At 63.1% G+C, this 306-nt stretch carries 1 protein-coding gene; it reads right to left on the bottom strand.

Annotated features, from left to right (window positions below):
- Window positions 1-306 (bottom strand): hypothetical protein (locus CDV44_RS28245; RefSeq protein WP_170936149.1); only part of this gene is annotated, 306 nt, incomplete at both ends.

The following is a 306-nucleotide window of genomic DNA, read 5'->3' as shown; positions in this document are numbered from 1 at the left end:
CGAATTCGTGAACGTTCCTGCGCCTGTATCGAAGGTCGTCGCGCCATTGATGAGCGCGAGGCCATGCGTCTTGATCCACTGCGTGGCAGTCACATCCAGCGCGCCACCCACGATCATCGCGCCCGTGTCGATGCGCGCGCCACTCAGCTTCGCGTCTTGGGTGACGAAGAGTTGCCCGCCGCTCGCATCGAGCGCACCGGTTGCCGTGACAGTGAAGGATTTGGACGCCGTCGTAGCACCGTTGATGACGACGTTGCCGCCATCGAGCGTCATGTCGCCGACGACGGTGTTAGTACCGCCCAGCGT

It is taken from the genome of Pandoraea sp. PE-S2R-1 (genome assembly GCF_002179865.1).
Lineage (GTDB): Bacteria > Pseudomonadota > Gammaproteobacteria > Burkholderiales > Burkholderiaceae > Pandoraea.
The sequence above is the reverse complement of the archived record's forward strand: the minus strand, read 5'-3'. Positions and strand labels throughout refer to the sequence as shown.